We start from the raw sequence: 26,964 nt of genomic DNA, 5'->3' as shown, positions 1-26,964 counted from the left end.
TGCCGAGGGATAAGCAAAGCCGGCCCCGTGCGACAGGCCGCTGCCTGCCCGCCCGGTGCCGCCCTGACAGGATCGGCCCGCCCCATGGACCTGCCTTCCACGCTTCCCGAGCATGACGAGCTGCCCGCCAGCGCCACCACGGCGCTGCAGCAGGGCCATTCGACCACCTTGAAGCATGGCGACAGCTTCGCCCTGGCCGACCATGCCGGCGAGCTGACCGGAGGCGCGGAGGGGCTGTATCACGGCGACACGCGGCATCTGTCGCGCTTCAGCCTGTGGCTGAACGGGCAGCGGCCGCTGCTGCTCTCCGCCGCGCTGCTGCAGAACAATGCCGCGCTGAGCTGCGACCTGACCAATGCGGCGCTGCCGCCGGCGGCCAGCGCGGCGCCGGAGCAGCGCCCGCCGGCCGACACCGTGCCGGAGGACATGCTGCATCTGCGCCGCAGCCGGTTCCTCTGGCAGGGCACCTGGTATGAGCGGCTGGCGATCCGCAATTTCGACGACAGGCCGCACCGTATCCGGTTGGAGCTGCGCTTCGCCGCCGATTTCGCCGATCTGTTCGAGGCGCGCGGCGCCCGCCGCGCCCGCCGCGGCACGCTGCACGCGCCCAGCCTCGGCGCCGATGCGGTGCAGCTGGCCTATACCGGGCTGGACGGCACGCTGCGCCGCACCCGGCTGCGCTTCGACCCGGCCCCGGCGCTGCTCGACGGGCATCGCGCGGTGTGGGAGCTGACCCTGCCGGCGCGCGGCCGCTGCGCCCTGTTCGTCGAGATCGCCTGCAACCCGCCGGCCGAGCCCGATTGCCGGCCGCGCCTGGGCTTCGGCCAGGCGCTGCGCGCCGGGCGGCGCTGGCTGCGGCAGCAGGCCTCGCGCCGGGCGCATGTCAGCAGCAGCAACGACATCTTCAACGAGGCGATGCGCCGCGCCGCCGCCGACCTGACCATGCTGCTGACCGAGACGCCGCACGGCCCCTACCCCTATGCCGGCATCCCCTGGTACAGCACCGCCTTCGGCCGCGACGCGCTGATCACCGCCTGGCACATGCTCTGGTACGACCCGGCCATCGCCCGCGGCGTGCTGGGCTTCCTGGCCGAGAACCAGGCGACGGCGCATGACCCGGCCACCGATGCCGAGCCGGGCAAGATCCTGCACGAGACCCGCCAGGGCGAGATGGCGCTGCTCGGCGAGGTGCCGTTCCGCCGCTACTATGGCAGCGCCGATGCCACGCCGCTCTTCGTCATGCTGGCCGGCGCCTATCTCGACCGCAGCGGCGACCTGGCCACGCTGCGCCGGCTCTGGCCGAATATCGAGGCGGCGCTGCGCTGGATCGAGACGGAGGGCGACGCCGATGGCGACGGCTTCCAGGAATATCGCCGCAAGCGCCCGGACGGGCTGCTGAACCAGGGCTGGAAGGACAGCCACGACGCCATCTTCCATGCCGATGGCACGATCGCCGAGGGGCCGATCGCGCTGGTCGAGCTGCAGGCCTATGCCTATGCCGCCTGGCAGGCCGCCGCGCGCATCCTGCGCGCCCTGGGCGAGCCGGCGCGCGCGGCGGAGTACGAGGCGCGCGCCGCCTCGCTGCGCCTGGCCTTCGACGCCGCCTTCTGGGACGAGGCGCTCGGCACCTATGTGCTGGCGCTGGACGGGCAGAAGCGGCCCTGCCGGGTGCGCGCCTCCAATGCCGGGCATGCGCTGTTCGCCGGCATCGCCCTGCCGGAGCGGGCGGCACAGCTGGCGCACACCCTGCTCGACCCTTCCTTCTTTACCGGCTGGGGCATCCGCACCATCGCCTCGGGCGAGGCGCGCTACAATCCGATGAGCTACCACAATGGCTCGGTCTGGCCGCACGACAACGCGCTGATCGCCGAGGGCTTCGCCCGCTACGGGCTGCGCGAGGCCGCGTCCCAGGTGTTCGGCGCCATCTTCGACGCCGCCACGGCCTCCGACCAGCGCCGCCTGCCGGAGCTGTTCTGCGGCTTCCCGCGCCGCCGCGGCCAGGGGCCGGTGCTCTACCCGGTGGCCTGCTCGCCCCAGGCCTGGGCCGCCTCCACCCCCTTCGCCCTGCTGCGCGCCTGCATCGGCCTCGGCTTCGACCCGGCGCGCGGCCGGGTGGAGTTCGACCAGCCGGTGCTGCCGCGCTTCCTGCACGGGCTGAGCCTGCACAATCTGCGGCTGGGCGAAGGGCATCTCGACATCGCCTTCCAGCGCGTCGATGGCGAGGTGGCGATGCATGTGCTCGGCCGCTCCGGCGGGGTGCAGGCGGTGCTGCAGATCGGCTGAGCGCTCAGCCCGGCGGCACCTCCGCGGCGGCCGTGTCCTGCTCCTCCTGGCAGCCCAGCGCGTGCAGCGCGGCGCGCTGCGGCGCGCCGAGCGTGCCCAGCGCTGTCACCCGCGCGCCGAGCCGCCCGGCCAGCAGCAGGATGGCGGCGACCATGCCGGCCTCCGGCTCGCGCGGCAGCGCCTCGGTCAGGGCGGGGGCCAGGCGCAGCCGGTCGAAGCGGAAGCGCTGCAGCAGGCCGAGCGACACCGCGCCCTCGCCGAAGCGGTCCAGCGCCAGGCCGATGCCGAGTTCGCGCAGCTTGCGCAGGGCGCGCGGCAGCGGGCCGGCCCCCTGGCCGAGCGAGGCCTCGCTCACCGCCATCTCCAGCCGCGCCGGCGGCAGGCCGGTCTCCTGCAGCACCTGCTGCACCAGGGCGGGGAAGCTCGGGTCGCGCAGCTGCACGGCGGTCACCGGCAGGGTCAGGCGCCACTCCGCCGGCCAGTCGCGGGCGGCGCGGCAGGCGCGGCGCAGCAGCTGGGCGCCGAGCGGCAGCACCAGCCCGGTGCGGTCGGCCAGGCCCAGAAAGGCCTCGGCGGGCATGGCGCCCTGCACCGGGTGCCACCAGCCGGGCTCGGCGAAGCAGCCCCGCACCCGGCCATCGGCCAGATCGCGCAGCGGCCGGTAGCAGAGGGAGATGTCCTCCTGCGCGATGGCGCGGCGCAGCGCCGCCTCCAGCCCCTCATCGGTGCGCTGCCGCGCCTCCAGCTGCGGGCCGTAGAGGCAGACATGGCCGCGCCCTTCCTGCTTGGCCTGGTACAGCGCCAGGTCGGCGCAGCGCAGCAGGGCGGAGACGGCGCCGGCATGGCGCGGCGCCAGGGCCAGGCCGCAGCTGACGCCGATCACCGCGCTGCGCCCCTCGAGCTGGTAAGGTTCACACAGCGCCCCGGACAGATGCTGCGCCAGGGCCTGGGCCTGCTCCGGCCCCGCCGCCAGCAGCGCCGCGAATTCATCGCCGCCGAGCCGCGCGCCCAGGCTCCCCTCCGGCAGCAGCCGGTCGAGCCGCTGCGCCACCTGGCGCAGCAGCACGTCGCCGCTGGCATGGCCGAGCTGGTCGTTCACCTCCTTGAAGAAGTCGAGGTCGAGCAGCAGCAGCCCGGTGGCCTCCCCCTGGGCCAGCCTTTCCTCCAGCCGCGCCTGGAACTCGGTGCGGTTGGCCAGGCCGGTCAGCGAATCATGCCGCGCCGCCCAGGCGATCTGCGCCGTGCGCGCCTCGCGCTCGGTGACGTCGCGGTCGACGCCGCGATAGCCGAGCAGCCTGCCATCCTCGGCCAGCAGCGGCACGCCGCTGGTCTCCAGCACGATGATGCGGCCATCGGCGTGGCGGTTGCGGTTCAGCAGGCCGGAAAAGGGCGCCTTGCGCGCGGCGATGCCGGCGAAGATGGTGCCGATGCGCGCCGCCTCCTCCGGCGGCATCAGGTCGAAGGGGGTGCGGCCCAGCACCTCCTCGGGGCGGTAGCCCAGCAGCGCCTCGATATGGGCGGAGGCGAAGGTGTAGCGGCCCTCGGCATCCACCTCCCAGATCCAGTCGGAATTGGTGTCGAGCATGGCGCGCAGCCGGTCGCGCTCGGCGATGGCCGCGACGGCGTCGCCGGCCAGGGCCGGATCCGGCGCCGCCGCCCCGGCCGCTGGCGGCAAGGCGGTGTTGCGCCGCAGCAAGGCGTTGAGAAACCGCACGGAACGGTCCTGGGGGGAAAGGGGGAGGGGATGGTCGGGCCGCCGGCGCGGTTCTCCGCGCCGGCGGGACAGGCTGATTACACGAAACCGTGTGCGCTGCGAAGCAAGCTTTGCCAATCCCCCTCAGCCGAGCCGGCCCGGCTCCAGCCGGGACCGCAGCTGCTCCACCTCGGCCCGGGTCGGGTGGGCGGTGCCGGCATTGGAGACAGCGGCCGCACCCGCCGCCATGCCCCAGGCAAAGGCGTCCTCGTCGCTGGCGCCGCGCGCCAGGGCGAGGGTCATGGCGGCGACGAAGCTGTCGCCGGCGCCGACCGCGCCGCGCACCTCGACCGGCAGGGCCGGCAGGCGCAGCGTGCCCGCCGCCGTCGCCAGCAGCGCCCCCTCATGCCCCAGCGTCACCGCCAGGCGCTTCGCCAGGCCCTGGGCGACGGCCTCGCGCGCCGCCGCCTCCAGCGCGCCGGGGGCGCGCAGCGAGCGGCCGACCAGCGCCTCGAACTCGCCCTGGCTGGGCTTGATCAGCTCGGCGCCATGGCCGGCGCCGGCGGCAAGGGCGGGGCCGGAACTGTCCAGCACCCAGTGCAGCCCGCGCGCCTGGGCGACGCTGGCGACACGGGCGTAAAAATCCTCCGGCACGCCGCGCGGCAGGCTGCCGCTGGCCACCAGCCAGCTGCCCGCGGGCAGCGTCTCCAGCAGGGAAAGGGCCGAATGCCACTCGGCCTCGCTCACCTCGGGGCCCTCGGCGACGAAGCGGAACTCCTCGCCGCGGCTGCGATCGAGCACGGTCTGGCTGATGCGGGTGCGGCCGGCGATCGGCACGCTGCGCCGCTTCAGGCCGATCTCGTCCAGCAGCTCCTCGAGGAAATGGCCGGTGACGCCGCCGGCCAGGATCACCGCCTCGACCTCGCCGCCCAGCTCCTGCACCACGCGGGCGACGTTGACGCCGCCGCCGCCGGGATCGGCGCGCTCCCCGGTGGTGCGGATCTTGCGGACGGGACGCACCTCCGGGGCCTCGCAGGCCAGGTCGATGGTCGGGTTCAGGGTCAGGGTGGTGATCTTGGGCGTCATGATCCGAATGTGTGGCGCCGCGCCGGGCGCGGCAACCACAACACCGCGCCGGCCCCTCAGGGCGCCTTGTGGATCGGGTCGACCCAGGCGACGTCCTCCGGCTTCTCCACCGGCTCGATGTCGAGATTCACCACCACCGCCTCATTGTCGCTGCGCACGAGCACGCATTCCAGCGTCTCGTCGGAGGAGGCGTTGATCTCCTGGTGCGGCACATAGGGCGGCACGTAGATGAAATCGCCCGGCCCGGCCTCGGCCACGAATTCCAGCTTCTCGCCCCAGCGCATGCGGGCGCGGCCGCGCACGACATAGATCACGCTTTCCAGCGGGCCGTGGTGATGCGCCCCGGTCTTGGCATTGGCATGGATGTGAACCGTGCCAGCCCAGATCTTCTGCGCGCCGACGCGGGCGGCGTTGATCGCCGCGGCGCGGTTCATGCCGGGGGTGCTGGCGGTGTTGGGGTCCAGGCTGCCGGCCGGGATGACCCGCACGCCGCTGTGCTTCCAGCCATCCTCCGGGATGGAGGGCGGCAGCGTCTCGTGATGGTGGCCGTCATGCGGCATGGCAATCCTCCCGCTGGCTGCGTGCAATCTCTTATTGTGTCGTCCCCGCGCGTGCATTCGTCAAGCGCCCGGGGCCGCACCGGTTCCGGGCCCGGTGTCACGGCAAGGCAACAGATCCGTCATCGCCCTGTCCCGGGCCGGGTCTAAGCGGTCGCGCCATCATCGCCCATCCGGACAAGGCTGACATGGCGCGCCGCAAGAATGTTCTTCTCATCGTTGTCGATCAATGGCGGGCGGATTTCGTCCCCGCCCCTGGGCGCCGGCTTCCTGCGCACGCCGAATCTGGACCGGCTGTGCCGCGAGGGCGTGACCTTCCGCAACCATGTCACCACCACCGTGCCCTGCGGCCCGGCGCGCGCCAGCCTGCTGACCGGGCTGTATCTGATGAACCACCGGGCGGTGCAGAACACCGTGCCGCTGGATGCGCGCCACATGAATCTCGGCAAGGCGCTGCGGCAGATCGGCTATGACCCGGCGCTGATCGGCTACACCACCTCGACGCCCGATCCGCGCACCACCTCTTCCCGCGACCCGCGCTTCACCACGCTGGGCGATCTGATGGAGGGCTTCCGCGCCGTCGGCGCCTTCGAGCCCAGCATGGACGGCTATTTCGGCTGGCTGGCCCAGAAGGGCTACGCACTGCCGGAGAAGCGGGAAAACATCTGGCTGCCGGAGGGCGAGGATTCGGTGCCGGGTGCCACCGACCGCCCCAGCCGGATCCCCGCCGAGTTGTCGGACACCGCCTATTTCACCCGAGCGGGCGCTCACCTATCTCAAGGGCAAGGGCGACAAGCCCTGGTTCCTGCATCTGGGCTATTGGCGGCCGCACCCGCCCTTCATCGCCTCCGAGCCCTACAACACCATGTATTCGCCGGCCGAGATGCCGGCGATCCAGCGCCGCCCGAGCTGGCAGGAGGAGGCGGCGCAGCACCCGCTGCTGGATTTCTACCTGCGCGGCATCAGCCAGGGCTCCTTCTTCCACGGCGCCGGCGGTGCCGCGACCGAGATGGACGAGGCCGCCATCCGCCAGATGCGCGCCACCTATTCCGGCCTGATCACCGAGGTCGATGACGCACTCGGCAAGGTCTTCGAGCATCTCGACGAGACCGGGCAGTGGGATGACACGCTGATCATCTTCACCTCCGACCATGGCGAGCAGCTGGGCGACCATTATCTGCTCGGCAAGATCGGCTATCATGATGAGAGCTTCCGCATCCCGCTGGTGGTGAAGGACCCGGAGCGGCGCGAGGGCGCCGGGCGGATCGAGAGCGCCTTCACCGAAAGCGTCGATGTGCTGCCGACCATCCTGGAATGGCTGGGCGGCGAGGCGCCGCGCGCCTGCGATGGCCGCTCCGTCCTGCCGCTGGTGAACGGCGAAAAACCCGCCGATTGGCGCGAGCATCTCTTCTACGAATACGATTTCCGCGACATCCATTACTCGCAGCCGGAGAGTGCGCTCGGCCTCGGCATGGACGATGCCTCGCTCTGCGTCGTGCAGGATGAGGAGTGGAAATACGTCCATTTCTCCGGCCTGCCGGCGCTGCTCTTCGACCTGCGGCGCGACCCCAACCAGTTCGAGAACCTCGCGCAGGACCAGGCCCATGCCGAGGTGCTGGCGCGCTACGCGCAGAAGGCGCTGTCGCACCGCATGCGCCATGCCGAACGCACCCTGACCCATTTCCGCGCCACCCCCGGTGGCCTTGAGGAGCGCAGCCGATGATTGCCAACCGTCGTTCCCTGCTGCTCGGCGCCGGTGGGGCGCTGGGTGCCGCCGCCCTGCCCCGCTTCGCCATCGCGCAGGCGGACAACCGGCCTTCCATCACTATCGCGGTGCAGAAGGTCAGCAACTCCAACACGCTGGAGGTGCTGCGTGAGCAGTCCAATGTCGGCGAGCGCGTGCTGTTCTCCTCCCTCTGGGAGGGGCTGATCGGCCGCGACTGGCTGGGCGGGCTGAAGGCGGTGCCGGAGCTGGCGACCGAATGGCGCCGCCTCAGCGACAGCGCCATCGAGATGACGCTGCGCCGCGGCGTGAAGTTCCACAATGGCGATGAGATGACGGCCGAGGATGTGGCCTTCACCTTCGGGCCGGAGCGCATGTTCGGCGACACCGCGCCGACCGCGCAGGGGCGCACCATCCAGGTCAGCGGCGAGCGCATCCCGACGCGTGCCGGCCGCGATCTGCCGCCCGAGGTGCCGGCGGTGGCCCGCCGTTCCTTCCCGGCGCTGGAGCGGGTCGAGATCGTCGACCGCTACACGGTGCGCTTCCACAACGCCACGCCGGATGTGACGCTGGAGGGCCGCCTGTCGCGCTATGGCGCGCAGATCATCAGCAAGCGCGGCTATATCGAGAGCGAGACCTGGTTCGACTGGGCGCGCAAGCCGATCCTGACCGGACCCTACAAGGTGGCCGAGTTCCGCCCCGACCAGTCGCTGCGCCTGGTGGCGCATGATGAATACTGGGGCGGCCGCCCGCCGCTGAAGGAAATCCGCTTCATCGAGGTGCCGGAGGTCTCGGCGCGCATCAACATGCTGCGCTCGGGCGAGGTGCAGTTCGCCTGCGACATCCCGCCCGACCAGATCGCCGATATCGAGCGCGACCGGCGCTATGAGGTGCAGGGCGGCACCATCCTGAACCATCGCCTGACCTGCTTCGACAAGAACCACCCGCAGCTGGTCGATCCGCGCGTGCGCCGCGCCTTCACCCATGCGATCGACCGCCAGGCGATCGTGGAGAGCCTCTGGGCCGGCCGCACCGTCGTGCCGAAGGGGCTGCAATGGGACTACTATGGCGACATGTTCGTCAGCGACTGGGACGTGCCGAAATACGATCCGGCGGAGGCGCAGCGCCTGCTGCGCGAGGCGAACTACAAGGGCGACCCGATCCCCTATCGCCTGCTGAACAACTACTACACCAACCAGACGCCGACGGCGCAGATCCTGGTCGAGATGTGGAAGCAGGTCGGGCTGAATGTGCAGATCGAGATGAAGGAGAACTGGTCGCAGATCCTCTCCCGCGAGCCGGGCCGAGCGGTGCGCGACTGGTCGAACAGCGCGCCCTTCAACGATCCCGTCTCCTCCATCGTCAACCAGCACGGGCCGAACGGCCAGCAGCAGCAGGTGGGCGAGTGGAGCAATGAGGAGATGAACCGCCTCTCGGTGGAGCTGGAGACCTCGACCGACCGCGCGCGCCGCAAGCAGGCCTTCCGCCGCATGCTGGAGATCTGCGAGCGCGAGGACCCCGCCTACACCGTGCTGCACCAGAACGCGACCTTCACCGCGATGCGCCGCGGCACACCGTGGAAGGCGGCCCCCGCCTTCGCCATGGAGTTCCGCGCGAACAACTGGAAGGGCTGAGCATGACGGAGACCCTGGTCGAGCTGCGCGACCTGCGCGTCGCCTTCGACGGCGTGCCGGCGCTGCGCGGCGTGGATCTGGCCATCCGCCCGGGCGAGAGCCTGGCGCTGGTGGGCGAATCCGGCTGCGGCAAGTCGGTCACCTGGCTGGCGGCGCTCGGCCTGCTGCCCGGCAAGGCCAGGGTCACCGGCAGCGTGACGCTCGGGGGCGAGGAGCTGCTCGGCGCCCCCGCCTCCCGGCTGGATGCGGTGCGCGGCGGGCGCATCGCCATGATCTTCCAGGATCCGGCCAGCAGCCTGAACCCGGTGCACCGCATCGGCCGCCAGATCACCGAGGCGCTGGCGCTGCATCGCGGCCTGACCGGTGCCGCGGCCCGGGAGGAGGCGCGGCGCCTGCTGGACCGCGTCGGCATGCCGGATGCGAAGCGGCGGCTGGAGGCCTATCCGCATGAGCTCTCCGGCGGGCAGAACCAGCGCGTGATGATCGCCATGGCGCTGGCCGGCCAGCCCGAGCTGCTGGTGGCGGACGAGCCCACCACCGCGCTCGACGTCACCATCCAGGCGCAGATCCTCGAGCTTCTGGCAGAAATCCGCCGCGACACCGGCATGGCGCTGGTCCTCGTCAGCCATGATCTCGGCGTCGTTGCCGAGACCTGCGAGCGGGTCTGCGTCATGTATGCCGGCCGCATCGTCGAGGAGACGCGGGCCGAGCTGCTGTTCGCGCAGCCGGCGCATCCCTATGCCCAAGGCCTGCTCTCGGCCTTGCCGCCGATGCATGGGCCCCGCCGGAAACTTGCCGCCATTCCGGGCGGCGTGCCGGAGCCCTGGGCGATGCCGCCGGGCTGCGCCTTCGCCCCCCGCTGCCCGCGCGCCAGCGCCGCCTGCGAGGCCGCGACCCCGGCGCTGGAGGACCTCGCGCCCCATCACCGCGCCGCCTGTTTCCAGCCCAGCCGCCCGGTGCCGGCCACCGCCCCCCGCCCGGAGCTGCTGCCGGCATGACCGCCCCCCTGTTGCAGGCCGAGGGCCTGGTGCGCCGCTACCACCAGCGGCGCGGCTGGCTCGGCCATTCCGTCGAGCTGCGCGCCGTCGATGGTGTCTCCCTCACCCTGGAGCGCGGCCGCACCCTGGGCCTGGTGGGCGAATCCGGCTGCGGCAAATCCACCACAGGCCGCATGGTGCTGGGGCTGGAGATGCCCGACGAGGGCAGCGTGCGCTTCGGGGGCGCGCCGATGCCGACCCCCGCCAGCCGGCCCTGGCGGGCGCAGCGGGCCCGCATGCAGATGGTCTATCAGGACCCGCTGGGCGCGCTGGACCGCCGCCTGACCATCGGCGCCCAGGTGGCCGAGCCGCTGGCGATCCACAACCTTCCCGCCGGCGCCGAGCGCGTGGCGGAGCTGCTGCGCGGCGTCGGCCTGCGCCCCGACCAGGGCGATCGCTATCCGCATGAGCTCTCCGGCGGCCAGCGCCAGCGCGCCGTGCTGGCCCGCGCCCTGGCCACCGACCCCGCGCTGCTGGTCTGCGACGAGCCGATCAGCGCCCTCGACGTCTCGATCCAGGCGCAGGTGATGAACCTGCTCTCCGAGATCCAGGAAAGCCGCGGCGTCGCGCTGCTGTTCATCAGCCACGACCTTCGCGCCGTGCGGCAGATGAGCCACCGCGTCGCGGTGATGTATCTCGGCCGCATCGTCGAGGAAGGCGAGCCCGACGCGGTGCTGCACGACCCGGCGCACCCTTACGCCCAGGCCCTGGTCTCGGCCATTCCGGATCCCGCGCGGCGGGGACGGCGCATCGTGCTGCAGGGCGACCCGCCCAACCCGGCCTCCCGCCCCGCCGGCTGCGCCTTCCACCCGCGCTGCCCCGTCGCCGGGCCGCGCTGCGCCGCCGAGAGCCCGGCGCTGAAGCCGCGCGGCGATGGCCGGCTGGTCGCCTGCCATGTGGCGCAGGGCGAGATGGCACCGGGCAGCGGCCTCCCCTCCCCCGTGCAGAAAGCGGCCTGAGCCATGCTGCGTTTCCTGGGCCTGCGCCTCTCCCGCGCGCTGCTGACGCTGGTGCTGGTGGTCAGCTTCGCCTTTGTCGTGCTGCGCCTCTCCGGCGACCCGGCGCTGCTGATCATGTCGGCCGACGCGCCGCCCGAGGCCATCGCCGCCTTCCGCCGCGCCTGGGGCCTCGATGACCCGATCTGGGTGCAGTATCTGCGCTACTTCACCGCCATCCTGCAGGGCGATCTCGGCATGTCGATGCGCAGCGGCCGCAGCGCCATCAGCCTGGTGGCCGAGCGCATCCCGGCGACGCTGGCCCTCACCCTGCCGGCGCTGGCCATCAAGATCGGCCTCGGCGTGCCGGCCGGCATCTATGCCGCCCTGCACCGGAATTCGGCGATCGACCGCGCGGTGATGCTGCTGGCGGTCGCCGGCTTCACCGTGCCCTCCTTCGTGCTCGGCCTGCTGCTGGTGCTGCTCTTCGCCGTGCAGCTGGGCTGGCTGCCCTCGGGCGGGCAGGATAGCTGGCGCCACGCCATCCTGCCCATCGTCACCATGGGCTTCGGGGGTGCTGCGGTGCTCGCGCGCTTCACCCGCTCCGCCATGCTGGAGGTGCTGGGCCAGCCCTATATGCGCACCGCACTCGCCAAGGGCGTGCCCTGGCACGCCGCGGTGCGCCGCCATGCCCTGCCCAACGCCGCCATCCCCACCGTCACCATCATCGGCTTCATGATCGGCAGCGTGCTGGCCGGCGCCGTGGTGGTGGAAAGCGTCTTCTCCTGGCCCGGCGTCGGCCGGCTGCTGGTGGTCGCCGTCGCCAATCGCGACCTGGCCGTCGTGCAATGCATCCTGCTGCTGGTGGCCGCGACCATGATCGTCTCCAACCTCATGGTTGATCTGCTCTATGGCGTGCTCGACCCGCGCCTGCGCTCCGCCGCCAAGGGAGGCGCCTGACATGTCGGCCACCGCCGAACGGCCCGCCGAGCTGCCGGCCACCCCCATCGCCGCCCCGAAGCGGAAAGGCCAGGGCCTGCCGCCGCTGGTGATCTTCGCGCTCGGCTGGATCCTGCTGATGCTGGCCATCGCCCTGCTGGCCGACTGGATCACGCCCTATTCCATCACCGCGCTCGATCTGCGCAGCCGCCTCTCCCCGCCGGTCTTCATGGGCGGCAGCTGGGCGCACCCGCTCGGCACCGACGAGCTCGGCCGCGACGTGCTCAGCCGGCTGATCTGGTCGATCCGCATGTCGCTGCTGATCGCCTTCGGCGCCGCCATCATCGCCGCCGTGCTGGGCGTGGTGCTGGGCTTCCTCGCCGCGCATTTCCGCGGGCTGGTGGAACAGGCGGTCCTCGCTTTGGTCGACTTCCAGGCCGCCATGCCCTTCATGATCCTGGCGCTGTCGGTGCTGGCCTTCTTCGGCAATTCGCTGGTGCTGTTCGTCTGCCTGCTCGGCCTGCATGGCTGGGAACGCTACGCCCGCATCGCCCGTGGCCTCGCCATCAGCGCCGGCGCGCAGGGCTATGCGGCGGCGGTGCAGCAGCTCGGCGCCTCGCCCTGGCGGGTCTATGCGCGCCACGTCCTGCCCAACATCGCGGCGACGCTGATCGTCTCCATGACGCTGGCCTTCCCCGAGATCATCCTGCTGGAAAGCGGCCTGTCCTTCCTCGGCCTCGGCGTGCAGCCGCCCATGACCTCGCTCGGCAACATGGTGGGCTATGGGCGGGAATACCTGACGCGCGCGCCCTGGATCCTGCTCTCGCCCTCCTGCGTCATCGTGCTGACCACCCTCTCCGTCAGCCTGCTGGGCGACTGGCTGCGCGATAGGCTGGATCCGACGCTGCGCTGAACAGAAAAAAGTCCGGGGGAAGAAGGAATTCTTCCCCCGGGCCCCCATCATCTTTTTCTGTCAGTTAGGCGCCCTGGATGACGGGCGTGAAGCTACGATCAAGAATATCCTCGGCCTGGATGCGGCGGCGCACCAGCCCGGCTCGGCTGTACAGATCGATATTGCCCTGCTCGTCGCGCACAACGGCATCGTCGATCGGCACCACCCGCGTGCGGGCGCGCGTGAACCACTGCACGGCCACCGGCTCCGGCACATTCATCAGCGCCGACCAGCTCTTGGCATAGGCCGGGATGTTCTCGTTGGCCCAGCGCCGCGCCACGGTCAAACGACGCACGAAATCCTCCAGCTCCGGCCGGCGCGAGGCGATCGCATCATCCCGCGCCGCCTGGAAGCTCAGGCCCGGCGTGATACCATTGCCATCGACGATGCGCCGCGAGCCGGCGAGAACCTCCTCCTGCGACACATAGGGTTCCCAGGTGGACCAGGCCTCGACCGCGCCGCTGCTATAGGCCGCCTTGGCATCGGCCGGCAGCAGGAAGACCAGCCGCACCGCATCATGCGGCAGCTTCGCCGCCTCCAGCGCCGCCAGCACCAGCTGGTGCCCGATCGAGCCGCGCCCCGTGGCGATGCGCTTGCCCGCCAGATCCTGCAGGCTGCGCACCGCGCTGTCCTTCGGCACCAGAATCGCGAGCCCATCCTGGTTCTGCCGCGTCGCAGCAATCGCCTTAGCCGGCACGCCGGCGGCGGCGCCGAAGGTGAAGGGCGCATCCCCCACCAGACCCGTGTCGATGGCGCCCGCATTCAACGCCTCCACCAGCGGCGCGGCGGCGGGGAATTCGCTCCAGGCGTAGCGGCCCTCGACGCCGTCGAGCACGCCGGCGGCCTGCATCACCGCCCGCGCATTGCCGCGCTGGTCGCCCACCCGCAGCGGCGCCTGGGCGCGCAGGATGCGCGGCATGGCGAGGGCCGCCCCCGCCGCCAGCAGCAGCGCGCGGCGTTGCAGGATCACGCTCATGCCGGCACGCCCTGGCGCGCGGCCAGCTTCCCGGCCAGCAGCCGGCGCGTCGCCGGCAGCAGGCTCTGGCCGTACTCCACCGCATCCTCCAGCGGGTCGAAGCCGCGGATCAGGAAGGTGCTGACGCCCAGCGCGTGATACTCGAGGAAGGCCTCCGCCACCTGCTCCGGCGTGCCGACCAGGGCGGTGGTGTTGCCGCGCGCCCCCGTCTCCCGCGCGATGGCGGTGTAGAGGCGGCCCTCCGGCCGGTCGCCCAGCGCGGCGGCCTGCAGCAGGCGCTGCGAACCGGCATTCTGCGGCGCGGCGCTGTTCGGGCCGAGCGCCGCCTGGCCACGCACGGCGCGGATACGGTGCAGGATGCGCTCCGCCTTCTCCCAGGCGGCGCTTTCGGTCGCGGCCAGGATCGGGCGGAAGGACAGGCTGAAGCGCACCTCCCGCCCATGCCGCGCCGCCTCGGTGCGCACCCGCGCCACGATCTCGCGCACCTGCGCCTGGGTCTCGCCCCACAGCGCATAGACATCGGCATGCCGCCCGGCGACGCGCAGCGCCGCCTCCGACGCGCCGCCGAAATAGATCGGGATGCGCGGCGCCTGCACCGCGCGCACCTCGGGCGAGGCGCCGCGGATCCGGTAATAGACGCCCTCATGGTCCACCGGCCGGTCGGCCGACCACACCGCCTTCAGCACGTCGAGATATTCGTCGGTGCGGGCGTAGCGGTCATCCTTGCCCAGCCAGTCGCCATCGCGCGCCTGGTCGGTGTCGTCGCCGCCGGAGATCACATGGATGGCGGCGCGGCCATGGCTGAGCTGGTCCAGCGTGTTGAAGGCCCGCGCCGCCGTGGTCGGCGCCTGGAAGCCGGGGCGGTGCGCGACGAGGAAGCCGACGCGCTCGGTATAGGCGGCGGCGTGGGCCGCCAGCTGCAGCCCATCCGGCCCGTTGCTGTGCCAGCCGATCAGGATGCGGTCGAAGCCGCCGCGATCATGCGCCTGGGCGGAATCGCGCAGATAGCCGGGATCGATGGCGGGGCCGCGCGCCGGATGGATTTCCGACTGCTCGCGCGGCTGGATCATGCCGATGAATTCGAGGTCCTGGGACATGGAAATCTCCTCAGCCAAGCCCGAGCGCGCGGCGCCCGGCCTGCAGATGGGCGGCGTCCTGTTGCGGGGTGTGGATGCGGGCGCAGAGCACGTCGCGCAGATGCCGCTCCAGCGGGTTGCTGCGCGCCAGCGCATGGTTGCCGCAGAGCGCCACGGCCTCCTGCACCACGGTGATGGCGTTCTCGGCGGCCAGCGCCTTCAGCAGGGCGGATTCCGTCGCCGAGGGCGGCGTGCCGGCATCCTCGGCGGCGGCGGCGGAGGCGATCAGGCGCTGATTGGCCAGCAGCAGCCCCTCGATGCGGCCGACCGCCTCCTGCATGCGCGGCAAAGTGGCCAGCGGCGCGCCGAGGCTGGCCGGCACCCGGCGATGCAGGAAGCCCAGCAGCCAGTCCCGCGCGGCGCGCGCCACGCCGGTGTAGAGTGCTGCGATCAGCAGCGTGTTCCAGGCATTCGCCCCGGCATCCTGGCCGCGCCCAATCCGACGGCGCGCGCAGATCGGGCGCGGCATCCGACGGCAGCGCCACCTCCTCGAACACCACGTCATGGCTGCCGGAGGCGCGCAGCCCCGCCTGGTCCCAGCTTTCCTCGATACGGATGCCGGGGCTGCGGGCATCGACCAGCACGGCGCCGATGCGCGGGCTGGCTTCCTCGGTGCGGGCCCAGACCAGGTACCAGCGCAGCCCGGGCGCGCCGGTCGAATAGATCTTGCGCCCCGACAGCGACCAGCCCGATTCCGTGCGGCGCAGCACCGTGGCCGGCAGCCCGCCGCGCGCGGGCGAGCCCAGCTCCGGCTCGACACGCAGCGCATTGACCAGCTCGCCCCGCTCGACGGCGCCCAGCGCCAGCCGGGCGCGCAGCGCCTCCGGCCAGGCCGGGTCCTGCGTCATCTGGCGCAGCTGGATGAACTGCATGGCCAGCACCAGGGCGGTGGCCGGGCAGCCCTCGGCGATGCGGCCGACCAGCGCGGCGCAGCGCGCCAGCCCCGCCGCCTCGCCGCCCCATTCCACCGGCGCGGTCAGCCCGAGCAGCCCCGCCTGGTGCAACCGGGCAAAATTCTCATGCGGGAAGCTGCCCGCGCGGTCATGCGCGGCGGCGCCCTCGGCGAAGCCGCGCACCAGGGCGGCGACCGGGTCCTGGTGCAGGATCAGCCCGTCGATCATGCCGCTTCCTCCAGCGCGACGCCGAGTTCGCCCAGCAGCCGCCGGCGCAGCGCGGCGAAACCGGGGTCGGCGTGGCGGCGCGGACGCGGCAACTCGACCGCGATGTCGGCGGCGATGCGGCCGCCCTCCAGCACCAGCACGCGGTCGGCCAGCAGCACCGCCTCGTCCACATCATGGGTGACGATCAGCGTGGTGGGGCCGTGATGGCGCCACAGCTCCAGCACCAGGCTGTGCATGCGGATCCGCGTCAGCGCGTCCAGCGCGGCGAAGGGCTCATCCAGCAGCAGCAGCCGCGGCTCGCGCACCAGGGCACGCGCCAAAGCGGCGCGCTGCGCCTCGCCGCCGGAGAGGGTGGCGGGAAAGGCCTCCAGATGCCGCCCCAGCCCCACCTCCTGCAGCGCCGCCGCCGCGCGCTCGCGCGCGCCACGGCCGGAGAGGCCAAGGGCGACATTCTGCCAGACCTGCTTCCAGGGCAGCAGGCGCGGCTCCTGGAACACGACGGAGACCGGGCGCGGCAGATCCAGCACCGCATCCGCGGGAACCGGGTCGAGGCCCGCCAGGGTGCGCAGCAGCGTGCTCTTGCCGGAGCCGCTGCGGCCCAGCAGGGCGGTGAAGCTGCCCGGCGCCAGATCGAGATCCAGGCCGTGCAGCACGGTGTTCTCGCCGAAGCGGCGGGTCAGGTTGCGGACGCGCAGCGGCGCGGCGGCGGGTGCGATATCGGCCATGGCGTTCACCCCTTCACCAGGCTCGGCCGCCAGGCCAGCGCCCGGCGCTCGACCAGCCGCACCAGCGCATCGGCGCCGAGGCCGAGCAGCGCATAGACCAGCAGGCCGACGACGATGATGTCGGTGCGCAGGAATTCCCGCGCGTCATTGATCAGGAAGCCGATGCCGGCGCTGGCATTGATCTGCTCGGCGATCACCAGGCTGAGCCAGGCGCTGCCGAGGGCGTAGCGCAGCCCGACCAGGGCGGAGGGCAGCGCGCCGGGCAGGATGACGTGGCGCACCAGCCCGCGCCGGTCCAGGCCGAAGACCCGGCCCGCCTCGGCCAGCTTGGGGTCGACGCCGCGGATGCCGGCGAACAGCGTCAGATAGACCGGGAAGGCGGCGCCCAGCGCCACCAGCGCGATCTTCGGCGTCTCGCCAATGCCGAACCACAGGATGAAAAGCGGCACCAGCGCCAGGAAGGGCAGGGTGCGCAGCATCTGCATCGGCGCGTCGACGATCTCCTCCCCCAGCCGCGACAGGCCGGCCACCAGCGCCAGGGTGACGCCGGCCGAGAGCCCGATGCCGAGCCCGGCCAGCACCCGCCCCAGCGAGACCGCCAGATGCGAGGGCAGCTCGCCCGAGAGCGTCAGCTCCCAGGCGGCGACCAGGATGGTGCTGGGCGCGGCCAAGGTGCGCGGCGAGATCAGCCCGGCCATGCTGGCCGCCTGCCACAGCAGCACCAGCACCAGGGGCGAGAGGAAGCGGCGCAGCTTCGGCGGCAGGGCCAGGCGGGGCGGCTGCCAGCCCTGTGCTGCGGGTCGCTCGATCAGGGCGCGCGGCGCGAGTGCCGCCTGGGTGTCGGGCATGCTTGTCCTTCCCGGCCCAAAGCGGGCCGGCTGCAACGGGGCGGAGGAGCGGAAGGGGCCCGCGCGGCGGGCTCAGGGCGTCAGGCGCGCCGACAACAGCCGCGCGGCGGGGCGCGGGTGCCAGGAGGCGAAGCAGGGGGGCCGGGCATCATCATGGTCCGCCAAAGCTATGAAGCGGCGGGGGCCGGCGAAAGAGTTGTGTTTCCCAAACTTTTCCCGCGACGCAGCATGGTCATCCTGCGCGGCGCCGGGGATGGGGGAGATTATTCCCGCCCCTCGCCGCGCTCCCGGAAGGCCGGGCTGTTCAGCGGCAGGGCGGTGCTGTGCTTCATCCGCTCCATGGCGAAGCGGGAGGTGACGTTGCGCGGCTGCACCGCGGCGATCAGCCTTTTGTAGAAGCGGTCATAGGCCGCCATGTCGGTCACCGCGACGCGCAGCATGTAGTCGACCTCGCCGGCCATGCGGTAGGCCTCCATCACCTCCGGCATGGCGGCGACCGCCTGGGCGAAGCGCTCCATCCAGGCCTGGCTGTGGTCGCCCGCCTCGATGGCGACGAAGACGGACAGGCCGAGCCCGACCGCCTCGGGCGAGACCAGGGCGACGCGGCCGGTGATGACGCCGCCGGCCTCCAGCTTCTGCACCCGCTTCCAGCAGGGGGTGGTGGACAGCCCCACCCGGTCGGCCAGCTGGGCGACGGAGAGCGTCGCATCCTGCTGCAGCAGCGCCAGGATCTTGCGGTCGATCTCGTCCATGCCCCCTCCCCTGCCCTGCCTGGCCCGACCCGGCCGCGCCGGTAACACGGCCAGAGTAGCAGCGCCGCCCGGCGCGGCCAGCCCGGGCAACCCTGCCCCCTGCCCCCGGTTCTCCCCCAACAAGAGGAAGGAGCCAAGCCGATGTGGATGAGCGTGGGGCTGCCGCTGCTGGTCCTGCTGGCGGCCGGGGGCCTGCTTCTGGTGCTCAACCGGTCCGAGTTCAGGGCGGTCTTCAAGCGCCGCAGCGAGTCGCGAGGGATTCGCAAATCGTGATCGGCGCACAGCATATTGGGTAGGTGACAGGCGGCCGGGATACCATATCTTGTGTCGGGCCGGCGGCGATTCGCGTCGCCGGCAGTTCGAGACAAGCCGGAGCTTATCCCATGGACGGCTATCGCCAGCCCTTCCCCCTGTCGCCGATGACCGGCCGCCTGCCTGGGGAAGGCTTCGGCGAGAAACCCCTGCCGGGGCGCCGGCTGGACCTCGGCATGGGGGTCGCGGTCGGCCGCCGCACCGTGTTCCGCCCCGAGGACCAGGAGGATTTCGGCCGCGTCGCCGACCGGGTGGCGGCGGGCAATGTCGGGCTGCTCGGCGCCAGTCCGGAGCTGGCGCGCGAGGAGGCGCGGCTGCGCAACGCCATCGCGACCGGCGCGCTGCTGACCTCGGGCCGGCACCTTCAGCATGGCGATGCCGGCCAGGCCGGGCGCAACATGGAGGTGTTCACCAATTGCGCCACGGCGATCGCCTCCTTCGCCGAATTCTACCTGCTGCTGAACGGCTCGGGCGTCGGCCGCGCCTATGACGACGCGCTGACGCCCGTCGAATGGGGCGATGCGCCCGAGCTGGTGCTGCACCTTTCCCCCAGCCATGCCGACTATCCGCGCGATGCCGAGGCGCTGCGCCGTTTCGGCACCGAGATGGGGCTGCTGCCCTGGGGCGCGACCGCGCTGGACGAGGCCTCCGAGCGCGCCATCCATGATTTCCTGGCGACCGAGCTGCGCGCCGATCTCGAGAACCTGCCGGCGAATGCCGTGCTGCACCGGGTCGAGGACAGCCGCGAGGGCTGGGCCAAGGCGATCGAGGTGCTGGAGGCGATGGCCTTCCAGGGCGCGCGCGACCGGGTGCTGGTGCTCGACCTCTCGGCGATCCGCCCGGCCGGCAGCCCGATCCGCGGCATGCAGGGGCGCCCCTCCTCCGGCCCGATCTCGTTGCTGCGCGGGCTGCTGAACATCCGCCGGCATGTGATCCAGCCCGCCCGCGCGCGCGACCGCGCCGCCGAGGCGCTGCAGCCCTGGGAGCAGGCGCTGCTGGTCGACCATCACCTCTCGGTCGAGGTGCAGGTGGGCGGCGCCCGCCGCGCCGCGCGCATGGCGACGAAGTCGTGGCGCGACCCGGCGATCCGCCGCTTCATCCGCGCCAAGTCGGAGGGCGGGCTGTGGACCGCGAACCACTCCGTCATGGTCGACCGCGAATTCTGGCAGCGCGTGCAGTCGGGCGACGCGTCCGAGCCGCTGACCGCGCATGCCCGCATGGTGTTCGAGGAAGTCACCGCATGCGCCTACATCAATGGCGAGCCGGGCTTCATCAATGGCGATCTGCTGGAGGACCAGCGCACCGGCAGCGCCTGGAGCAAGCCGGTGCATGAGGATGGCCGCGATTTCCGCAGCGCCCGCTACCAGGTGGATGCGGCGGCCGGGCTGCTGGCCGAATGCTCGCGCCGCGCCGCCACGGCGCGATTCCCGGTGACGACCAATCCCTGCGGCGAGATCACGCTGCATGTCACCGGCGGCTATTGCGTCATCGCCGATTTCGCGCCGCTGCTGGCCTGCCCCGCGCCGCTGGAGGCGCTGACGCCCGGCGAGATCGACCCCGAGCTGGCGGCGCTGTGGGATGAGCGGGTGGAGGATGCGGTGCGCCTTGGCGTGCGGTTCCTGATCCGCGCCAACCGGATGGACGCGCTCTATGCCGAGGAGGTGGCGCGCACCAACCGCATCGGCATCGGCCCCACCGGCCTGCATGAATGGGCCTGGATGCGCTTCGGCCTGGGCTTCGAGGATCTGCTGGACGAGGCGCGCTCCGCCCCGTTCTGGGACATGCTGGGAAGGCTGTCCGAGAGCGCCAAGCATGAGGCGGCGGTCTATGCCGATCAGCTCGGCATGACGCGCCCGGTGACGGTGACGACGGTGAAGCCCGCCGGCACCACCAGCAAGCTGTTCGGCCTGACCGAGGGCGCCCATCTGCCGGCCCGCCGCCAGTATCTGCGCTGGGTGCAGTTCAAGGGCACGCGGGATGCCGCGACCGGCGAGTGGCACACCGGTTCCGACCCGCTGCTGGCCGATTACCAGAAGCGCGGCTATCCGCTGCGCGAGCTGCGCAGCTTCCCGGGCATGACCATTGTGGGCTTCCCGACGGTGCCGCTGGCCTCGCGCCTCGGCCTTGGCGAGAAGCTGGTGACGGCGCCGGAGGCGAGCCCGGAGCAGCAATACCAGTGGCTGCGGCTGCTGGAGCGGCACTGGATCGGCGCCGAGCGCGGCAACCAGGTCAGCTACACGCTGAAGGTCTACACCAACCGGCACGATCTGGCGGCCTTCCGCGCCATCGTCGCCGCCGAGCAGCCGAAGGTGCGCTGCTGCTCCGTGCTGCCCAGCAAGCCGGATGCCGAGCTGGGCTATGAGTATCTGCCGGAGGAAGAGGTCTCGGCCGGCCGTTTCGCCGCGATCGTCGAGGGCATTGCGGATGAGGCGGTGCAGGAGGCGGTGGACTGGGCGCATCTGCAATGCGCCAGCGGCGTCTGCCCCATTTAGTTTTCAGGGCCAGCCTCCGGTGTCGGCTGGCGGGGAGCGCCCCGCTATGCCGGGTTCCCGCGGCAGCCTGACAGAAAAAAGAAGGGGTCCAGGGGAATTCATTCCCCTGGCCTTTTTCTTTGTTGTGTCAGGCAGCGTGAAAGAGCTGCGCCGGGATGTCATCCAGGAAGCGTGACGGCCTCGCGTTCCATTCCCGCCGCCGCTTCACCCAGCTGAGCCAGAGGCTCTGCTTGGCCCGGGTCAGTCCCACATAGAAAAGGCGCCTTTCCTCGGCCAGCGCGCCCTGGGCCTCGGCCTTGAAGTGCGGAAAGACGCCTTCCTCCAGCCCCGGCATCAGCACATGGGTGAATTCGAGGCCCTTGGCGCGGTGCAGGGTCATCAGCAGCACGGCGTCGGGCGCCGTGCCATCGCCCGTGGCGGTGCCGAGCGCCAGGGCGTCGAGATAGGCGGGCAGGCTTGGGCTCTGCGCGGCGGCGGCGAAGGCGGCTTCCCAGGCGGCGATCAGGGCGGGCGGGGCCTCGCGCAGACCGGCGGCGAGGCCGGCGCGGGCAGCGGCCAGTTGCAGCGCATCGGCGGGGCGCGGCCGGCGCTTCGCCATGTCGCCGGCGATGGATTGGGCGGTCTGCACCACCCCTTCCAGCAGAGCGCGTTCCTCGGGCGTGGCCGGCAAATCGGGCACGGCGGCGGCGAGCGCCCTGCCCTGCCCTGCCGCGTGCTCGCGCAGCCGGGCGAAGAGGGCGCCGGAGATGCCGCGCTTCGGATAGGCGCAGGCGCGGCGGAAGGCGTCGTCGGCCGTGGCGTCCCAGGCGCCGTCGCGGAAGGAGAGGCCGAGGCGCAGCCAGGCCTGGGCGGCCAGGATGTCTCGCGGCGGGTCGGGCTCGCGCTCGCCGAGCTGCCGCGCCGGGATGCCGGCCTGGCGAAGGGCGGCCAGGATGGGCTCGGCCAGGAAGCCGGCGCGCAGCAGCACGGCGTGTTCCGACCAGGGCAGATCCGGGGCGGCGCGGCGCAGGGTGGCGATGCGGGCGGCCGCGGCCTGGCCTTCCTCCTCCGCCGTCTCGGCGGGGGAGAGGATGATGGGCGGGCCGGCGGGCGCCTGGGCTTCGGCCGGGCGCAGGGTCTTGCGCAGCGCCTGGCGGTCCTGGGCGGCCACGGCATTGGCGGCGAGCAGGATGCGGCGGGTGGAGCGGTAATTGACCTCGAGCCGCAGCGGCTCCGGCGCGGCGGGGTAGAAGCGGTTGAAGTTGCGCAGCTGCGCCACCTCCGCCCCGCGCCAGCCATAGATGGACTGGGTGTCGTCGCCGACGGCGAAGACGCGGCCGTGCGGCCGGGCCAGGAGCTGCACCAGGCGGTGCTGGGCGACATTGGTGTCCTGGTATTCGTCGACCAGGATCTCCGACCAGCGGGAGGCCCAGCGGGCGGCGAGGGCCGGATCCTCCTGCATGGCGCGCACCGGAAGGGCGATGAGATCGTCGAAATCCACGGCGCCGCGGGCGGCGAGGGCCTGCTGGTAGTCCGGCAGCAGGGCGGCGGCCTGGGCGAGCAGCGCCGGCTCGAAGCGGGCAAAGGCCGGGCCGTGCGGGGTGCGGGCCAGGCGGCCCTTCATCAGCGAGACGATTTCCGCGAGTGCGGCGCCTTCCTGGGCGTCGCTGGTGCCGGAGAGCTGCATCAGCGTGGCGCGTGCCTCGGCCGCCGAGAGGATGGCGAAGCCGGGCGGCAGGCCGGGCACGCCGCCGCCCTGCTCCACCAGCAGCCGCGCCATGACGGCGTGGAAGGTGCCGACCCAGCGCGGCACGGCATCCGGCCCCAGCCTTGCGGCGAGGCGCGCGCGCATCTCGGCCGCCGCCTTGGTGGTGAAGGTGATGCAGAGCAGCCGGTCCGGTGCCTCGCCGCGGCGGAGGATGAGGTCGGCGACGCGGCGGGTCAGCGTCTCGGTCTTGCCGGAGCCGGCGCCGGCCAGCACCAGCACCGGCGCGTCGGCCAGCACGGCGGCGCGCTGGGCCGGGTTCAGCCCGTCCAGATGCGGCTCGCTCATGCTGCGTCCAGGAAGAGCGGGCGGGCATCGCGCCGCAGGGCGATGCCGGCCTCCGCCAGGCTGGCCAGGAGCGTGTCCTCCGGCAGGCGGAGATAGCGGGTCAGCAGCTGCAGATAGAGGCCCATGAAGAGCGGCCCATGGCCGTCGGAGCGGCCCTCGGCCGTGCTGCTCAGCGCATGGGCCAGCTCATGCAGCAGCACCCAGGCGGGGCAGCTTGGCGGCAGGCGCAGGCGCAGCCGGTCGGCATCGGCGATGCGGCGGCGCGCCTGGGGCGGCAGCGGCTCGACGCGTGGCGGGTAGCGCAGGCCGAGCTCGGCCCAGATGGCATCGACCATGCCCTGGGCGGCGCCGAAACCGATGGTGGCGGGGCCGGCCAGCGGGGCGACCACGCGGTCCTCCCAATCATAGACACGCTGGCGCTGCCGGTCGGGCGGGCTCATTCGATGGCCCCCTGCCCTGCCCCGCGCAGGGGGCGGTTCAGGTTGACGCGGTCGCCGGCGGCATAGCCCTGGCGATAGGCGCCATTGGCGCGCAGCCGGGCGCGGCGGGCGCCGACCAGCCGGATGGAGGTTTCCTTGAAAGCATCCTCGACCACCCGATGCTTCACCAGGACCAGGGCGGTGCCGGTGCTGCGCTGGCTGGCCAGCTCGGTCTCCCGCTGCGCCAGCAGGGTTTCCAGCCGTTCGGCGATACGGCTGGCCATGCCCTGCTGGTAGGAGGTGGAGGCCAGGCGCAGCCGGGTGGCGCGGAGAAGCGGCTGCTGGTCGCGGAAGCGCTGCAGCTCGGTCGCCATGCCGCGCTCGATGATGGCGAAGAGGTAGGCGGCCAGCGCCGTGTCTTCCTCGAAGCCGAAGAAGATGTAGCGGCCACCGGCCTCGTCGCGGGAGAGCCAGACCTTGCAGTCGCAGAAGCGGGCGACGGCGGGCACGCAGCCATCGATCGGGCGGCGCTGCTTGCCGCGCAGCGGGATCTCCACCTGCACGCAGCGGGCGCGGCGGATGTCGATCTCCTCCATGCTCAGCGCGTAGCGTTCCAGCAGCCGGCCTACCATCTCGGCGGCGGCCATGGCCTCGGCCTCGGTGCAGCCATTGGAGACGGTCTTTTCGGTCAGCGCCTTGATGCGGGCCTTGACCTTGGTCAGTTCCTCCGCCTGCTGCATGCTGCCTCCTGCTGCTGCGGCGCGGTATAGCATGGGGCGGCCCGCGGGGCAGCCGGGGGACGGTTGGATGCATCCAAGCCGCCCGCCTTGGATGCATCCAATGCCGGAAGAATGCCGCGACACAGCTGTCGCCCGTATCACGCCAAGCCGCCGATTGGATGCATCCAAGCCACACTCGCGCCCAAAGGAGACCCTCCGGTCATCACCAAGCTTGGCTGCCTGGGCTGGCTCTTCTAGACAGAAACCCTGCGCGCGGGAGGAGTCGATGGACCAGGCCGAGAGTTTCCGGCAGATCGCCGAGGTGCTGCGCGCCGCGCAGCGCACCGCCATCGAGGTGGAGAACGCACCCGAAAAGCGCAAGCGGCTGCGCAGCTTCTCGGTGCAGGAGGCCGCCGCGCTGCTGGGCGTCACGCCACGGCAGTTGCGGCAGGCGGCCGGGCTGGCGCCGGAGGGGCGCGGCATCGCGCCGCGCGCGCGGCTGGATTTCGCCGAGCTGCAGGCGGCGCGGCAGAGCCTGGGCCGCATGCCGCAACGCGACGCGGCGAAGGGCGAGGCGCTGGCCAGCATCGTCTTCACCAATTTCAAGGGCGGTTCGGCCAAGACCACCAGCAGCGTGCATTTCGCCCAGCATCTGGCGCTGCAGGGCTATCGGGTGCTGCTGGTCGACCTCGACAGTCAGGCCAGCAGCACCTCCCAGTTCGGCCTGGACCCGGCACAGGAGGTGGGCGCGGCCAATTGCTTCACCGCCTGGGTGATGCGCGGGCCGGATGCGGCGCCGGATCTGGCGCAGCGCCTCTGCCAGCCCAGCTACTGGCCGAATATCGACCTGCTGCCCGCCGGCGCCGCTTTGGCGGAAGCCGAGGAGGCGCTCGCCCGCCGCGCCGCCATCGGCGAACCCGAGGAAATCCTCTATTTCGACGAGCTGGCCGCCTTCCTTTCCGCCGTCGCGCCGCGCTACGACGTGGCGGTGGTCGACACCCGGCCCGATGTGAACATGCTGATGACGGCCGCGCTGCATGCGGCGACGGGGCTGGTCATTCCGACGCGGGCCACCATGACCGACCTTGCCTCCACCGCCGAATTCTTCGCGCATCTGGCAGGCTACACGGCGGAGTATCGCGCGGCCTTCGGGCATGGGCTGGATTTCGCCTTCGCGCGCATCCTGGTCACCGCCTATGACCCGACCGACCGCAGCCAGGAGGCGCTGCTGGCGCTGCTGCGCGAACGCTTCGGCGAGCGCGTGCTGCCCGAGCCCTTCCTGCATTCGCGCATCATGGGCACGGCGGGCTTCGGCAAGGAGACGCTGTACGAATATGAGCCCAGCACCGACCGCGCCGCCTATAACCGAATCATCGCCAGCGCCAATGCGGTGAACCGGGCGATCGAGGCCGAGCTCTCGCGGCATTGGGGGAGGGGAGCATGAAATCGCCCGGATCGCGCTTCGGCGCCCTGGCCCAGGCGGTGCGCGACCGCACCGCCGAAGCCGCGCTGCAACCCGCCGCGCCCGCCCCGGCCGAGGCGCCGAAGCCGGCGCAGCATCGGCCGGCCGCAGCGCTCGGCATGGCGGCGGAGGGGTTGCGCGAACGCATCGCCCGGCTGGAGGCGGCGCTGGCCAGCGCGACCACGCAGAATGCCGGGCTGGAACGGCTGCTGGCCCAGGCGAAGGGCGCGGCCGAGCGGGCCGGGGAGGCGGCAGAGGAATTCCTGTTCGTCGAGCCCGGGCTGATCGACGACCCGCTGCCGCGCGACCGGCTGCCCGGCGCCTTCGACGGCGCCGAGTTCGAGGAGCTGCTGGAGGATATCCGCGCCAACGGCCAGAACGACGCCATCACGCTGCGTCGGCGCGAGGGCGGCCGGTTCGAGATCGCGGCGGGGCGGCGGCGGCTGGAGGCCTGCCGCCGGCTGGGCCAGGCGGTGCTGGCGCGCATCCGGGCGCTGGACGATGCGGCGATGCTGCGGGTGCAGTTCTCGGAGAATGAGCGGCGCGAGGATATCTCGGCGCTGGAGCGGGCGCGCTGGTTCGCCGAGGTGCGGGCGCGGCTGCCGGGGCCGGGGCGCGACATCGCGGCGCAATTCGGCATCGATCCCTCGACCTTCAGCCTCTATCTGCGGCTGGCAAGGTTCCCGACCGAGATCATCGAGCGGCTGCGCGAGCCGCGGCGGCTGGCCATGCTGCGGGCCCGCCGGGTGATGGAGGCGGTGGAAGCCGACGAGGCCGCGCTGCCGCGCATCCTGGCCGCGCTGGATGGCCAGCGCCGGGCCGGGGAGGCCGAGCCCGAGGAGCAGATCGCGCTGCTGATGCGCGCCGCCGAGGGGCGCGAGGCGCGGCCCAGCGCCGGCCCGGCCACGGCGCCGGAGCGGCGGCACATCGTGCATGAGGGGCAGCGGCTGGGAACCCTCACACGCAATGGCGGGCAGTGGGTGTTCCGCTTCGCCACCTCGCTGAGCGACGAGGCGGTGCAGCAGATGGTCGAGGCGCTGCCCGAGCTGCTGCGCCGCGCCAAGGCCCACTGAAGCGGTGTGAACCTTGCCATCCGGCCGGATGGCGGGGGCTTGCAAGGTTCACATTCTG

General features: G+C 72.2%; 23 protein-coding genes and 2 pseudogenes. 12 read left to right on the top strand and 13 right to left on the bottom strand.

Annotated features, from left to right (window positions below; translation table 11 throughout):
- Positions 1 to 84 precede the first annotated feature (84 nt).
- The gene (locus tag QE401_RS03685) at positions 85 to 2,283 is read left to right on the top strand and encodes an amylo-alpha-1,6-glucosidase (protein ID WP_307136912.1); all 2,199 of its coding nucleotides are present in this window, start codon (positions 85 to 87) and stop codon (positions 2,281 to 2,283) included.
- Between the two features lie 4 nt (positions 2,284 to 2,287).
- Here the strand turns inward: QE401_RS03685 and QE401_RS03680 are convergent, their stop codons facing one another.
- The 3 genes from QE401_RS03680 to QE401_RS03670 all read right to left on the bottom strand — a co-directional run bounded on the left by QE401_RS03680 (position 2,288) and on the right by QE401_RS03670 (position 5,622).
- Entirely contained in the window at positions 2,288 to 3,997 is a 1,710-nt protein-coding gene (locus QE401_RS03680) for a putative bifunctional diguanylate cyclase/phosphodiesterase (protein WP_307136911.1), read from the bottom strand.
- Between the two features lie 123 nt (positions 3,998 to 4,120).
- Positions 4,121 to 5,062, bottom strand: coding sequence for a 1-phosphofructokinase family hexose kinase (locus QE401_RS03675; protein WP_307136910.1), 942 nt, complete (start codon positions 5,060 to 5,062; stop codon positions 4,121 to 4,123).
- 56 nt (positions 5,063 to 5,118) lie between these two features.
- On the bottom strand, positions 5,119 to 5,622 hold the full coding sequence (locus tag QE401_RS03670; RefSeq protein ID WP_307136909.1) for a cupin domain-containing protein: 504 nt from the start codon (positions 5,620 to 5,622) through the stop codon (positions 5,119 to 5,121).
- Between the two features lie 201 nt (positions 5,623 to 5,823).
- Between QE401_RS03670 and QE401_RS03665 the strand changes: the two are divergent.
- The 7 genes and pseudogenes from QE401_RS03665 to QE401_RS03635 all read left to right on the top strand — a co-directional run.
- Positions 5,824 to 6,123 (top strand): annotated as a pseudogene (locus tag QE401_RS03665) (sulfatase-like hydrolase/transferase); the annotation flags it as partial.
- A gap of 193 nt (positions 6,124 to 6,316) precedes the next feature.
- Positions 6,317 to 7,342, top strand: a complete 1,026-nt coding sequence (locus QE401_RS03660) for a sulfatase-like hydrolase/transferase (RefSeq protein ID WP_307136908.1) — start codon at positions 6,317 to 6,319, stop codon at positions 7,340 to 7,342.
- Complete coding sequence (locus tag QE401_RS03655; protein WP_307136907.1) at positions 7,339 to 8,976, top strand: ABC transporter substrate-binding protein; 1,638 nt, start codon at positions 7,339 to 7,341, stop codon at positions 8,974 to 8,976. Before QE401_RS03660 ends, QE401_RS03655 begins: the two co-directional genes overlap by 4 nt.
- 2 nt (positions 8,977 to 8,978) lie before the next feature.
- Entirely contained in the window at positions 8,979 to 9,974 is a 996-nt protein-coding gene (locus QE401_RS03650) for an ABC transporter ATP-binding protein (RefSeq protein ID WP_307136906.1), read from the top strand.
- Positions 9,971 to 10,972 (top strand): ABC transporter ATP-binding protein, encoded by a 1,002-nt coding sequence (locus tag QE401_RS03645; protein WP_307136905.1) that lies wholly within the window; start codon positions 9,971 to 9,973, stop codon positions 10,970 to 10,972. Before QE401_RS03650 ends, QE401_RS03645 begins: the two co-directional genes overlap by 4 nt.
- A gap of 3 nt (positions 10,973 to 10,975) precedes the next feature.
- Positions 10,976 to 11,908: an ABC transporter permease gene (locus QE401_RS03640; protein WP_271138663.1), complete on the top strand. Its 933-nt coding sequence runs from the start codon at positions 10,976 to 10,978 to the stop codon at positions 11,906 to 11,908.
- A gap of 1 nt (position 11,909) precedes the next feature.
- A complete protein-coding gene (locus tag QE401_RS03635; protein WP_040613864.1) occupies positions 11,910 to 12,800 on the top strand; it encodes an ABC transporter permease in 891 nt (296 codons plus the stop codon).
- A gap of 64 nt (positions 12,801 to 12,864) precedes the next feature.
- On the opposite strand, the gene QE401_RS03630 is transcribed toward QE401_RS03635, so the two are convergent.
- From QE401_RS03630 to QE401_RS03600, 7 genes and pseudogenes are all read right to left on the bottom strand, one after another.
- Positions 12,865 to 13,815 (bottom strand): ABC transporter substrate-binding protein, encoded by a 951-nt coding sequence (locus tag QE401_RS03630; protein ID WP_307136904.1) that lies wholly within the window; start codon positions 13,813 to 13,815, stop codon positions 12,865 to 12,867.
- On the bottom strand, positions 13,812 to 14,912 hold the full coding sequence (locus QE401_RS03625) for an LLM class flavin-dependent oxidoreductase (protein ID WP_307136903.1): 1,101 nt from the start codon (positions 14,910 to 14,912) through the stop codon (positions 13,812 to 13,814). Before QE401_RS03625 ends, QE401_RS03630 begins: the two co-directional genes overlap by 4 nt.
- 10 nt (positions 14,913 to 14,922) lie before the next feature.
- On the bottom strand, positions 14,923 to 15,420 hold the full coding sequence (locus QE401_RS03620) for an acyl-CoA dehydrogenase family protein (RefSeq protein WP_307136902.1): 498 nt from the start codon (positions 15,418 to 15,420) through the stop codon (positions 14,923 to 14,925).
- Positions 15,421 to 15,493: 73 nt separating this feature from the next.
- Positions 15,494 to 16,072 (bottom strand): annotated as a pseudogene (locus tag QE401_RS03615) (acyl-CoA dehydrogenase family protein); the annotation flags it as partial.
- Positions 16,069 to 16,797: an ABC transporter ATP-binding protein gene (locus tag QE401_RS03610; RefSeq protein WP_307136901.1), complete on the bottom strand. Its 729-nt coding sequence runs from the start codon at positions 16,795 to 16,797 to the stop codon at positions 16,069 to 16,071. The gene QE401_RS03610 and the pseudogene QE401_RS03615, both read right to left, overlap by 4 nt.
- A gap of 5 nt (positions 16,798 to 16,802) precedes the next feature.
- On the bottom strand, positions 16,803 to 17,645 hold the full coding sequence (locus QE401_RS03605; protein WP_307136900.1) for an ABC transporter permease subunit: 843 nt from the start codon (positions 17,643 to 17,645) through the stop codon (positions 16,803 to 16,805).
- 263 nt (positions 17,646 to 17,908) lie between these two features.
- Positions 17,909 to 18,397, bottom strand: a complete 489-nt coding sequence (locus QE401_RS03600; protein ID WP_307136899.1) for an Lrp/AsnC family transcriptional regulator — start codon at positions 18,395 to 18,397, stop codon at positions 17,909 to 17,911.
- Positions 18,398 to 18,538: 141 nt separating this feature from the next.
- Here QE401_RS03600 and QE401_RS03595 point away from each other — a divergent pair, with 141 nt between their 5' ends.
- Together QE401_RS03595 and QE401_RS03590 are read left to right on the top strand one after the other, a co-directional pair.
- Positions 18,539 to 18,670, top strand: coding sequence for a hypothetical protein (locus tag QE401_RS03595; protein WP_307136898.1), 132 nt, complete (start codon positions 18,539 to 18,541; stop codon positions 18,668 to 18,670).
- 110 nt (positions 18,671 to 18,780) lie between these two features.
- Positions 18,781 to 21,201, top strand: a complete 2,421-nt coding sequence (locus QE401_RS03590; RefSeq protein ID WP_307136897.1) for a recombinase — start codon at positions 18,781 to 18,783, stop codon at positions 21,199 to 21,201.
- Between the two features lie 127 nt (positions 21,202 to 21,328).
- Here the strand turns inward: QE401_RS03590 and QE401_RS03585 are convergent, their stop codons facing one another.
- The 3 genes from QE401_RS03585 to QE401_RS03575 are packed head-to-tail and all read right to left on the bottom strand — an operon-like array spanning position 21,329 to position 24,392.
- The gene (locus QE401_RS03585; RefSeq protein WP_307136896.1) at positions 21,329 to 23,233 is read right to left on the bottom strand and encodes an ATP-dependent helicase; all 1,905 of its coding nucleotides are present in this window, start codon (positions 23,231 to 23,233) and stop codon (positions 21,329 to 21,331) included.
- A complete protein-coding gene (locus QE401_RS03580) occupies positions 23,230 to 23,673 on the bottom strand; it encodes a SprT family zinc-dependent metalloprotease (protein ID WP_307136895.1) in 444 nt (147 codons plus the stop codon). The genes QE401_RS03585 and QE401_RS03580 overlap by 4 nt, the downstream gene beginning before the upstream one ends.
- A complete protein-coding gene (locus QE401_RS03575) occupies positions 23,670 to 24,392 on the bottom strand; it encodes a DUF7168 domain-containing protein (RefSeq protein ID WP_307136894.1) in 723 nt (240 codons plus the stop codon). The genes QE401_RS03580 and QE401_RS03575 overlap by 4 nt, the downstream gene beginning before the upstream one ends.
- Positions 24,393 to 24,657: 265 nt before the next feature.
- Between QE401_RS03575 and QE401_RS03570 the strand changes: the two genes are divergently transcribed.
- On the top strand, positions 24,658 to 25,815 hold the full coding sequence (locus QE401_RS03570; RefSeq protein WP_307136893.1) for an AAA family ATPase: 1,158 nt from the start codon (positions 24,658 to 24,660) through the stop codon (positions 25,813 to 25,815).
- The gene (locus QE401_RS03565; RefSeq protein WP_307136891.1) at positions 25,812 to 26,906 is read left to right on the top strand and encodes a ParB/RepB/Spo0J family partition protein; all 1,095 of its coding nucleotides are present in this window, start codon (positions 25,812 to 25,814) and stop codon (positions 26,904 to 26,906) included. Before QE401_RS03570 ends, QE401_RS03565 begins: the two co-directional genes overlap by 4 nt.
- The last annotated feature ends 58 nt before the right edge of the window (positions 26,907 to 26,964 follow it).

The sequence above is a fragment of the Pseudoroseomonas cervicalis genome (assembly GCF_030818485.1).
Taxonomy (GTDB): domain Bacteria; phylum Pseudomonadota; class Alphaproteobacteria; order Acetobacterales; family Acetobacteraceae; genus Pseudoroseomonas; species Pseudoroseomonas cervicalis_A.
This window is presented reverse-complemented; position numbering and strand designations above follow the sequence as displayed.